This is a genomic window from Pseudoalteromonas sp. 11L1, from assembly GCF_055397545.1.
The window spans coordinates 2,665,777-2,678,068 of sequence record NZ_AP041141.1; the positions used below are offsets into that span (position 1 = coordinate 2,665,777).

Consider the following 12,292-nt stretch of genomic DNA (forward strand, 5'->3'; position numbering starts at 1 on the left):
AGGTAAAGTAGCTATAAAAAAACCCTTGTAAAACTAATTACAAGGGCTTCTTAATACAAAACTTATTATAGCTTGTAGCTTACACCGAGTAAGTAAGTACGGCCATAGTCTTGGTAATCACGCACTTGCAGCGCATTATCGCCTTGCAATGATGTAAACGCTTCTTCGGTAATGTTTTGAATTTGGAACGTCATTGATAAGTTCTCAAAACCAGCAATACCAGAATCAGCAAAGTCATAGCCTACTTGCGCATCCCAAATAGTCTCGCCAAGTATATCAACTTGTTGTGTTGCAAAACCTGAACCGTAGATATCACCTTTAAAGTCACTACGTTTACGCATACTGGTACGTGCTTGGAAACCATTGCGTTCGAAGTATACAGTTAGGCTATCAATTTTATCTGACAAACCTGGTAGTTCGTAATCGTTTCCGTTTTGATCTTGCAAGTCTTGCTCAACGCTAGTGTGGCTCGCAATTAAACCAAAACCTTCTAACGACTCATGTAATACACTGAACGGGAATGATAATGAAAGCTCATAGCCCCATAAACTTCCGTCGCCACCATTCACTTTACTTGAACGAGTAGCTGTATTTCTGTCTGCTGGAGGCAACTCGCCGGTTGCAGGGTCTTCTTTACCTGTTACATCAACATCGTAACGCTCATCAAAAATCCATTGGTCAATGTCTTTATAAAATAACGCTGCTGAAAAGTAACCTTCTGCATCAAAGTAGTTTTCGTATGTTAAATCAAAGCCTGTTGCTTCTTTTGGTTCAAGCTCTGCATTACCACCAGAAATAGACCAGTAGTTACCATTTTCGTCTGGCTTTTCGCTGTTGTAACTTGTTTCAATCGATGCATGCATTTCATCAAGGCGAGCACGAGAAATTGTTTTAGCCGCACCAAAACGAATTGTTTGCTCTTGGTCAATTGCAAAAGATAAGTTTAAGCTTGGTAATACATTTGAATAGTCGTGGCTAATATCAGTAGGTGATGCAACAACTAAACCATTAATATTTGATGCCTCAAAGCCTTGTGATGACTGCTCAGTGCGTACATAACGTATACCTACATTACCTGTTACCGGTATGCCACCAATTTCAGCGTTAATGTCTGCTTGAATAAATGCAGCGGTAACTTCTTCTTGAACTGTCCACGAACGGGTTAAGTGTTTTTGATCCGTTAAGCTTTCTTGCAGTAGATCGTAATAACCATCATTAACTAGGCCGTTAGTGTCATAAGCAATCATGTCACCCATGCCAATAAAGTCTAAACTTGCCGAACCTAAACGGTATTGCTCTGGTACTGATACCATGCCTGGATTATCTAAAGAGAAATCTTTTAAAGTCATGAAATAGCCTTCAGACTGTTTTACTTTCTCACGGTCGCGGTAAGATAAACCAAAATTAATACGGCTAAAGTATTCGTTTTCAAGTACTTTACTGGCCGCTAACTTAAGCGTTGAAAGCTCATCGCTAATCTCTGGGGCATTAATAAAGCCATCTTGTGCGGTATTTTGATAAGCCGTGTCATTTAAGCCGTACTTGTTATTTAACGCAGCACTGCCACCCCAAGATAACGGGCCACCTAACTGAATTAAGTCGTAGTCGCTGTAATCAAGCTCATGAGTAAACTGTGCACCCGTATTTCCACCATCAAATGCATACCCTATGTTATCAGCAATACCGTTTGCATCGCCACGGCCGGTACCTGAATAACTTTCAATACTCCAAATAGTACGATCTACTTTTGAGCGGCTTGCATCAAACTCAACTGACCAATCATCGTTAATATCGTATTTTGCATTAAAACCAAATTGTGTGAGCTCTGCTTTTCGCTCTTCGTAGTCATTTCGTACAACAACGCGTTGCCCTTCAGTGACTGCACTGGTAATAAAGCCAGACTGTTCATCTACAGTAACACTATTTGGGTCGATGCTACCTTGACCCCAGGCGAATGGTACTTCAATTCCACGTAAGATTTTTTCGTCGTTGAAATCTACATATAATGCATCAAACGTCATGTTTAAACGGTCATTTGGTGCAGCTTCTACAACAAGCATCGCTGAATCACGTTCAAGTGTTGATGAGCGTACGAAAGGTTTAGCGCCGCCTAAAATAGGATTATATGGCCCCACAGTAGTGTCATCTTTAAGTTTATTTTCTGAGATACTGTAATCAGGGTAGCCCCATGAATTCCAACGTTTTTCTTGGTTTGGAGAACTCATTGTGTTGTAGGCAAATGCTACACCTATGGTGTCATCAGCAAATTGGTCAATGTATGAAACTGTGCCACGAAAACCTTTGTCATCGCCATCCGGGTTTAATTTATCAAAGCTAGTTTGCTCATATTGACCATTAAACATGATCACTTGCTCACCTTTACTTAAAGGTTTTACCGTTTGCATGTCGATTACACCGGCAATACCTTCAGCTTCAATACTGGCACTTGGTGTTTTATAAACGGTTACGCCGCTCATTATTTCTGATGGGTAAAGGTCAAACTCAACACCACGGTTGTCACCAATAGATACCTGCTCACGGCCATTAAATGTTGTTGCGCTTTCGTTTTCGCTAAAACCACGAACACTTACACGGCTAGCACGACCATCAAGACGCTGGGCTGTTAAACCTGGTAAACGTGCGATTGACTCTGCAATAGATGAGTCTGGAAGTTTACCAATGTCTTCTGCAGAAATTGACTCAACAACCTGTGTTGAAAAACGCTTAGTATTAATTGATTCAACAACACTACCGCGAAAACCTTTTACTTCGATGATTTCTACATCATCATTTTTTATTGTTTCTTCTTGTGCCGCGGTGGTGGCAAAGCTTGATAGTCCGGCAGCAGTTAATGCTAGCGTTAATATACTTGGTTTGAACATAGCCATAATGTTTTCCCGTTACCCATAATGTGATACCCGCTTACTTGTTTAAGTGATAGTTAAACATGCGAGCTTATTTTGTTGTCAGGATGAATATTAACGCTCGTATTATTTTATTAACAACTTTATGCATACGTATTCAAAATAGCATTACACAGCCAAAGTTAACATTAAATTTACAACCAAACATGTAAGTAACTGTTTTGCAATGGATTATTTTGGTGCAATTATACTTTATGAGCTTGACGTTAACCTGTATTTATTTTTTTATGAAATAAGCCATTCATAAAACGACAATAAAGTGAAACAAAGTGATTTTATTTTTTAATTTATTATTAAACACACTATCTATTCAAATTAAATTGGTAAGACCAATACTAAAAAACACCAACTCAGTGCACACCTTTGTTTTTACGCACCTACATGGCGCAAACAATAAATTAACAACTCAATATTAGAATTGGTAAAGTAAAATAAGAATAATCCACGACCCAAAACGCTTGCCTTAATGATTTGTACATCTTGTTTTAATGCCTTGAAATAGGTGCATACGTATGCAGGATTTTTACAGCATGACAGGCTTCAAGTATGCTTTTTCAAATAAACGAGGATTATTACCTCTAAAAAAGAACAACACAAAGACAGTGTGAAAACGGAGAAAAGCATGGCCCAAAAGCAATGGTATAAAGGTGCGGTTATTTATCAGGTTTATCCGCGTAGCTTTCAAGATAGCAACAACGATGGCATTGGTGATTTAAAAGGAATAATAAATCGTATTGATTACATTAAAAGCTTAGGGGTAGATGCTATTTGGATCTCACCTTTCTTTAAATCGCCTATGAAAGATTTTGGTTATGATATTAGTGACTACCGTGATATTGACCCGCTTTTTGGTAATTTAGCTGATTTTGATGAGTTAATTGCACAAGCACATCAACGCGACATTAAAATTATTATTGACCAAGTGCTAAGCCACACCTCAGATCAACATCAATGGTTTATTGATAGCCGTGAAGACTTATCTAACGATAAAGCCGACTGGTATGTATGGGCCGATGCTAAAGAAGATGGCACAGCACCTAATAATTGGTTGTCTATTTTTGGTGGTGGTGCATGGCAATGGGAGCCGCGTCGTGGACAATACTACTTGCATAACTTTTTTACTGAACAGCCTGATCTTAACTTTCATAACCCCGATGTTCGCCAAGCCGTTCTAGATAATGTTGAATTCTGGCTTAAAAAAGGCGTGGATGGCTTTAGGTTAGACGCAATTAACTTTTGCTACCATGACGCTTTGCTTCGTGATAACCCAGCTAAACCAAAAGAAAAACGTCAAGGCCGTGGCTTTAGCGAAGATAATCCGTATGCATTTCAGTACCATTACTACAATAATACCCAGCCTGAAAACATAGAGTTTATGCGTGATATTCGTACTTTACTCAACAAGTACCCTGGTACCGTATCACTGGGTGAAATTTCATCTGAAGATTCATTAGCCACAATGGCAGAATACACCCAAGGTGGCGATAAACTGCACATGGGTTACAGCTTTGAGCTATTAACGGATGATTACTCGAGCGAGTATATAAGAAACACCGTTACTACACTTGAGCAACGCATGACTGAAGGCTGGCCTTGCTGGGCATTTAGCAACCATGACGTAGAACGTGTTGCTAGCCGTTGGAGTGAAACGGGAGAGGTACACCCAGCGCAATGTAAAATGTTGACCGCCCTACTCGCTTCACTTCGTGGCAGCGTGTGTATGTATCAAGGTGAAGAACTCGGACTCGGTGAAGCCAGCGTTGCGTTTGAAGATTTACAAGACCCGTACGGCATAACTTTTTGGCCAAACTTTAAAGGTCGTGATGGGTGTCGTACCCCAATGCCTTGGGAGAACCTAGATAACTCACAAAGCAATGCACACAATGCAGGATTTAGTGAAGTAAAACCGTGGTTACCTGTTGATCAACAACACAGGCTACAAGCAGTTGCTGAGCAAGAGAATGATGCAAACTCAATATTAAACGCGTACCGTGAATTTATGGCCTGGCGTAAAAACCAGCCAGTATTACTTGAAGGTGATATTGAGTTTATACAAACCGCCGAGCCAATTTTGGCGTTTTACCGCACATTAAACGAAGAAAAGATGTTGTGTGTATTCAATTTAAGCGGGGCAAAAGCAGAGTTTGTTATTGATGTTAGTGTTGAAAAAGAACATAACACGCTTTCTCATTACAACGCGCAGCTTAATAATAAAACACTGACCGTTGAGCCATTTGGTAGTTATTACGCCAACTGCAATTAGTATTTACATTATTACAAATAAAAAAACCCGAGCATTACTCGGGTTTTTTATAGCAAATTTTTAGTGGTTAATTGTTTTACTATTTAAATAATCAGTAAGTGCAAATAGTACACCTGATACCACAAACGTAACGTGTATCAGCACTTTCCAAAGTAATTCATTATTAGAATGAGACGTAGAACTTATAAATACCTTTAACAGCTCAACGGCTGAAATGGCCACTATTGCACTGATCAGCTTCATTTTTAAACCAGAAAACCCGACCTTACCCATCCATACTGGGCGGTCTTCATGATTTTCGATATTAAGCTTAGAGACAAAGTTTTCGTAACCGCTAAAAATAATAATCAACAGCAGACCTGCTAACAATGCAGTATCAACTAACGTTAAAATACCAACCAACAGCTCTTGATTACTAGCAGTAAACGTCGCTATCCCCATCATATATAGTTGTTTAAAAAACTTTATAAGTAGTAGAACCACAGCAAATAATAAGCCTACAAAAAATGGGGCGAGTAACCAGCGTCCTTTAAATATCAACGACTCAAGGCCGTGTTCAACTTTATGAACAGGGTGTATTTTTTTATTTGTATTATTTGTGTGTGGCTCTGACATAGGGGCACCTAAAAATTAAAACGCGACATTAGCTCAATTCTAGCTGTAACACAATCACTTAAACTAAAAGATAGGTACACAATATGCTTATCCTGACGATAAAAATTTTTCGTTTTCCTTTATGTGAATTGTGATTAAAAATCAGTTTACCAACAGAGATGTTCTGGCTTGGTTACACTTGTTTTATGTAGGCATTATTTGAATGCATAATTCGATTGTTACTCCATTTTTAGGAATAAAAAAATGAATAAAGCATTACTCGCGTTAATCGTTGCACCATTTTTCGCTTTATCAGCTGCAAATGCAGTTGCAAGCGATACTACAGACGCTTCAGCCGAAACGATTCAAGAATTCACAGAAATGTGTATTAGCTGGGCTAAAGAAGACGACGTAAGCGATGAAGCAATTTATAACTATGTTTTAAAGTGTGTGAATGATGAACTAACATCTGAAGGCTATAACAAAGTCACTGCTGTTAAGATTTAATGAATAATTGAGCAGTTCAAACCTAAATTGGTTACATTTTAACTCTGTAAAATAAAAAATCAGGTTAAAAATGCCATTGCGATAGGTTTGATAATGCAAAAAAACCGGAACTGTCACAGGCTGTGCGTTCCGGTTTTTATTATTAAAGCGATGAATAATTAATTATTCATCATCTTTTTTTGGTTTGGCTTTAGCTTTACTTTTAGCTGGTGTTTTTTTAGCTGCAGCTTTCTTTTTAGGCGCAGCTTTTTTCTTAGCCTCTTCTACCCATTTACCAGCCTCGTAATGAGCCGTCCAACCAGTGGCTTTACCATCAACTTCAGTCATTACATATTGAACTTTGTTTTTACGACTGTAACGCACAACAGCAAGGTTGCCATCAGGATCTTTGGCTGGTGCATCAGCTAAGTAGTAAAACTTAGGCGAAATACGATCTCTAAAGCGTTGTAACTCTTCTACTTTAGGTGCACGTGTTTCTCGTGATTTAGGGAACGTATTGGCTGCTAAGAAAATACCGGCCGCGCCATCACGTAATACAAAATAGGCTTCAGACTTTTCACATTCTAATTCAGGAATATGAACTGGATCTTCTTTTGGTGGCGCAGCTTCGCCATTTTTTAACAACTTGCGTGTGTTTTTACATTCATCGTTGTTACAACCAAAATACTTACCAAATCGACCTGATTTTAACTCCATATCAGCGCCACATTTATCACACTCGATAATAGGTCCGTCGTAGCCTTTAATTTTAAAGGTACCCTCTTCAACAACATGCCCCTGACATGCTGGGTTATTACCACACACATGCAATTTACGGGTTTCGTCGATAAGGTATGAATCCATCGCTGTTTCACAAATAGGACAGCGCTTCATTTGCATTAATGTTTCTGTTTCAACGTCTTCAACATCAGCTGCAACCGCTTCATCACCCGACACTAAATTCATAGTGGTAGTACAGCGCTCTTTAGGTGGCAGGTTATAACCTGTACAGCCTAAGAATACGCCCGTTGAAGCAGTACGAATGCCCATTTTTCTGCCACAGGTTGGACAGTCAATATCGGTTTCTACCATTTGATTAAGACGCATGCCGCCTTCATCTGGTTCGCCTTTAGCAATGTTTAACTGGGTTGAGAAATCAGCATAAAACTTATCGAGAACTTGCGTCCAAACACGCTCGCCTTCGGCGATATCATCTAAACGACCTTCCATTTTAGCGGTAAAGTCAAAGTTCATTAAATCTGTAAAGTTTTCAACTAGGCGATCGGTAACAATTTCACCCATTTTTTCAGCAAAAAAGCGACGATTTTCTACTCGTACATAACCACGGTCTTGTATTGTCGAAATAATAGACGCGTAAGTTGAAGGACGGCCAATGCCACGTTTTTCAAGTTCTTTAACTAAGCTCGCTTCACTAAAACGTGCTGGCGGCTTGGTAAAATGCTGCTTAGGATCAAGCTCAACTAAGGTGAGAACTTCACCTTGCTTAACAGCAGGAAGTGATTGATCTTCTTCGTTCTTTTTACGCACTGCTGGCTGTACTTTTGTCCAACCATCAAAGCGAAGCACACGGCCTTTTGCCTTTAATGTGAAATCATTGGCGGCAACGGTTAATGTGGTTAAGTCGTATTCAGCAGGCACCATTTGACAGGCCACGAACTGACGCCAGATAAGCTCATAAAGCTTTTTAGCATCGGCATCAACACCTTCAACATGCCCTGAAAGTACCGATACGCTAGAAGGACGAATCGCTTCGTGCGCCTCTTGTGCATTGCCTTTTGAGCTATAGTTAATTGGATCAGCAGGTAAATATTTTGCACCAAACTCATTGGTCACATACTCACGACACATCTCAACCGCATCTTTTGATAGATTAGTTGAATCGGTACGCATATAGGTAATGTAACCACCTTCATATAGGCGCTGCGCAAGCATCATGGTCTTTTTAACGCCATAACCGAGTCGAGTACTGGCGGCTTGTTGCATGGTTGAAGTAATAAATGGCGCACTTGGGCGACTCTTACTTGGTTTTTCTTCAACGCTTACAACTTTATATTCGGCATTCTCAAGGCTTTTAACTGCTGCTGTAGCTTGTGCCTCATTTACAGGCTTAAATGGCTTGTCTGCTTGTTTAGTGACTTCTAAACGTAAGTCTGACTCGCTATTTTTAACGTCTGCATGAATATCCCAGAACTCTTCAGGAATAAACGCTTTAATTTCACGTTCGCGTTCTACCAATAAACGCACTGCAACAGATTGAACTCGTCCTGCAGATAAACCTCGTGCAACTTTGGCCCACAATAATGGCGAGACCATAAAACCAACAACGCGGTCTAGGAAACGACGAGTCTGCTGTGCAAAAACCATATCGGTGTTCAATTCACCCGGAGTTTCAAACGCTTGTTGTATTGCATTTTTAGTGATTTCGTTAAACACGACGCGTTTATACTTTTCAGGTTCGCCACCAATGATTTCTTGAAGATGCCAAGCAATTGCTTCCCCTTCTCTATCCAAATCCGTTGCGAGATAGATTTGATCAGCATTTTGGGCAAGCTTTTGTAATTCTTGAACAACCTTTTCTTTACCCGGTAATACTTCGTAATGTGGCTCCCACCCTTTTTCAGGATCAATGCCCATACGCGCGACTAAGTTAGAATAGTCACGTTGCTGTTTATACGCTGCTTTCTCATCAGGTGGCATTTTACGAACCTCAGCAGGTGTCTTGCTTGCTGGTACTTTGTTTTTGCCTGATCCTGATGTAGGTAAATCTCGTACGTGCCCAATACTGGACTTAACGATAAAATCATTACCTAAGTATTTATTAATTGTTTTAGCCTTAGCAGGTGACTCTACAATTACTAGCGATTTGCCCATAGTTGCCTATTTCTAACCTAGTTTTTTAAATGTGTTTAGCCGACTCATGCGGCGCGAATATTTATAGGTATATCTACAAACACTAGTTCTTACAAGCTTTTAATACAAACTTTTCAGTATTTACTGAATAAACAAACAATTTCTGTTGTTAATTTAAACAAACCAGCGTTTTTTGAATAATTGATGTGGAATATATAGAATAGAAACAAAAATGCCAACCTTATTGGTTGGCATTTTTTATGCTTTACATATTTTAAACCTTAGGTTCGTCTAAAATCGACATCACGGTATATTGTGTTTTCACACCACCAGGCGTTTCAAACTCAATGTATAAAAACCCAGAATCAACATCATTTGGCTCAGCCTCTTTAGTAATATTAACTGAGACAGAGATAGGCGTTTTTTGTGCTGTATTAACCACGGTGTAATCTGTTAACCCTCTTAATACACCATTGTCGGCAGTAACGCTCACTGTAGTACCCGCAGGCAGTGGATTATTATGAATGTCACTGAAGAAAATAGTCACTGAAATCGCGCTGTAAGGTGTTGAATTGCTAATATCAATAAGGTTTATGTCGCACATACCTGCCATATCAGAAGCTTCTAAGCGAATACCATCGCTTAAACTACAGTTATTTAAAGCCGTTACAGCTCTAATGTAAGGTGTACTACCTGACATAACTAACTCTGAACGAGCGCGCACATTAACTGTTTCACGGGTACATGCATTTGCAGCTAGGGCTTCATCACTACATAGTAAGCCATTGTATATACCATCACCACTGTCATACTGGCCATTATCTTGTGCACCTGAGCGTTCCACATACCACTCATCTTCACCACCATTAGAATCCACAGGATTTGTTGGGGCTGGTAAATTCCCATCAAACACCCCATTTTCATTAAAATCTATAAAGGCTTCAGGTAAATCTTGTAAAGTTGAGTCAAACTCGTTTTGATTAAATTCACCGTTGGCAGATACATCATTAAATGACTCTTCACCCACAGAATAAGCAAGTAAGCTAACACGCCCACCAAGTGGATAATCAATTGGCGCGTTATTAGGCGCATCAGTTAGCGCAATTGGATCGCCATTGCTATCTAAATAATTAATTAAGTTACCATTTGCGTCTAGTTGTGACTCTCTGATACCTAAAGTACAAGGTGCAGATTGTCCAAAATAACGGTCGCATTTATCTGCAACAGAATTATTGTAAATGCTGTAATGGTATGGAATTGGGTTTTGACTACGCCACTGCGCTTTACACACACCGTCTATGGTGCGACAAAGTAATAAAGGTGTAAATTGTTCATCATCAATAGTGCCAACTGCACCACCTTCACTGGCAATATAAATTGCCGTGTTATCTGGTACAAAATTATTAAAATGATCGGCTGCAAATACGGTTAAGTCTGTAGTCACCCCAGCTTCGTTTAATGACTCGGTATTAAAGGTTTGCACTGCAAGCGTGAAACTATCCTGATCTGGAACACCAGTCGTAATAGTAATGTCATTAGAGACAATAGAGATCACACTATTTTGTGAGGTATCGCTACTGTCAATCTGATGTGAGGCAATCACAGATAAAATACCAGCAGCTTTTCCTGAGCGAACGTTTACAGTCACTAAACCTTCATTGTTAGTAAATTGAAATGCGCTATCTAATAAAGCACCACCGGGGTTTTGTGAAAGTGCAAAATCAATTTGCTTTTGACCCACTGGATTTCCATTTACATCTAAGAGCTTAAAGGTGAGCTCTGAATTTTCAGTCAAGGTTTGACCGCCCGCTCCTTTAATAGCTAATACTTGATTAGTCCCCCCCATAAACGCAATTGAACCTGTTTGAGCCGCAGCTACATTGATGTTTATGGTTTTTGTTGCAACATTACCACCTGTAACTACGGTCGCGGTAATCGTATCTATACCATTACAGCCATCAGCTTTGTATGTTGCACTTGCCGTACCACCGATACTCGTTACCACATTATCGATAGTGGCTCTGGGGGTAGATTCTTCTGCGCAAGCAGAAGTAAATTGCACTTCCAGCGGGGTAGTAAATACATTATTACTACCGTCTACAATCTGAGCCGTAATAATCGTGGTAGAGCCGGCAGATAGTACATCACCAGTAGCAATACCTGCGCTTAGATTTACATTTACTTGAACAGCGTTAATTTCAAATAAAGCACTCGCAACTCCGCCCTGTGCGGTTAATTCAACTTGGCCAACACCTGAGCTACTGCCAGGCAATAAATTCAAAATAGCCACACCAAACGCATCAGTTTTAGCCGTTAAGCTTTCAGGTAATAAAATGCCTAGCGTGGTTGTCGCTTGAACTAACACATTGCTGGCTGGCGTATTACTACCAGGTTTTGTGATTTTTGCATAAACAATCGCTTGCTGACCCAGTAAATTACTATTTTGCGAACAATCTGATGGATCAAGTTCAAAAGAATCTCTATCTATATTTAACCAACTATCAGGACAGTTTTGTAAGATTTTAATGTCAATATTTGCAGCATCGTCGTTAGATTGCGGCTCGTCACCGGCGGTATAAAAACCGAGCTTGCTTGTTGAGCCTTCGTAGCTTGCAACAATGGTTCCTGCTCCTTCAACACTGCCTGCACTGAGCTCTATAGTTGCAACACCACTTGTATTTGTTAATGCGCTTGCTGTAGCAGGTATGAAAGAACCAAGTGTTGTAGTAAAACTAACTTCTTGACGAACAACGGGTTGTCCATCACTGTCAGTTACAGTCGCAACGACCTCAAGCGGATTGTTAGCGGTAACGATACGATCTTCAAAATTAAGTTCAACTTGGGTATCTAGTACGGCATTGTCGCCTCCAGTATCCCCACCAACGGTTCCTGTCTTCTCAAGTGAGCCACCACCGCCACAAGCGATGAGTAATGAGCTGAGCAATATAATGCTAAGCAAACGGGTTAAAGGCATATGTTTCTCCAATGCGCTATTACTAAGTTAAACTTATTTACTTAATGTTAACCTATAACTTAGTCTAAAATCTCAGTTTTTTACTTCTTTTTGCGATAAAAATTTTTAAAAAAGTTGACGTTTTTTCTGTAAAAAAAATTACATGCTGTTAGTCTATGCCAAATTTATAAAAAATAGATT

General features: G+C 39.7%; 6 protein-coding genes. 2 read left to right on the top strand and 4 right to left on the bottom strand.

Annotated elements, in window-relative coordinates:
• Positions 1-65 precede the first annotated feature (65 nt).
• Positions 66-2,888 carry a TonB-dependent receptor gene (locus ACZ5WS_RS12520; protein ID WP_464708813.1) on the bottom strand — a complete coding sequence of 941 codons (2,823 nt, stop codon included), beginning with the start codon at positions 2,886-2,888 and terminating at the stop codon, positions 66-68.
• A 658-nt stretch (positions 2,889-3,546) separates the two neighbouring features.
• Between ACZ5WS_RS12520 and ACZ5WS_RS12525 the strand changes: the two genes are divergently transcribed.
• Positions 3,547-5,187: an alpha-glucosidase family protein gene (locus ACZ5WS_RS12525; RefSeq protein WP_464708815.1), complete on the top strand. Its 1,641-nt coding sequence runs from the start codon at positions 3,547-3,549 to the stop codon at positions 5,185-5,187.
• Between the two features lie 60 nt (positions 5,188-5,247).
• On the opposite strand, the gene ACZ5WS_RS12530 is transcribed toward ACZ5WS_RS12525, so the two are convergent.
• Positions 5,248-5,802 (bottom strand): TIGR00645 family protein, encoded by a 555-nt coding sequence (locus ACZ5WS_RS12530; protein ID WP_464708817.1) that lies wholly within the window; start codon positions 5,800-5,802, stop codon positions 5,248-5,250.
• Between the two features lie 243 nt (positions 5,803-6,045).
• Here ACZ5WS_RS12530 and ACZ5WS_RS12535 point away from each other — a divergent pair, with 243 nt between their 5' ends.
• Complete coding sequence (locus tag ACZ5WS_RS12535) at positions 6,046-6,288, top strand: hypothetical protein (protein WP_010389786.1); 243 nt, start codon at positions 6,046-6,048, stop codon at positions 6,286-6,288.
• A 162-nt stretch (positions 6,289-6,450) separates the two neighbouring features.
• Here the strand turns inward: ACZ5WS_RS12535 and topA are convergent, their stop codons facing one another.
• Both topA and ACZ5WS_RS12545 read right to left on the bottom strand, forming a co-directional pair.
• A complete protein-coding gene (gene topA, locus ACZ5WS_RS12540) occupies positions 6,451-9,159 on the bottom strand; it encodes a type I DNA topoisomerase (protein WP_109874737.1) in 2,709 nt (902 codons plus the stop codon).
• Positions 9,160-9,412: 253 nt separating this feature from the next.
• Positions 9,413-12,112, bottom strand: coding sequence for an Ig-like domain-containing protein (locus ACZ5WS_RS12545; protein WP_464708820.1), 2,700 nt, complete (start codon positions 12,110-12,112; stop codon positions 9,413-9,415).
• Positions 12,113-12,292 lie beyond the last annotated feature (180 nt).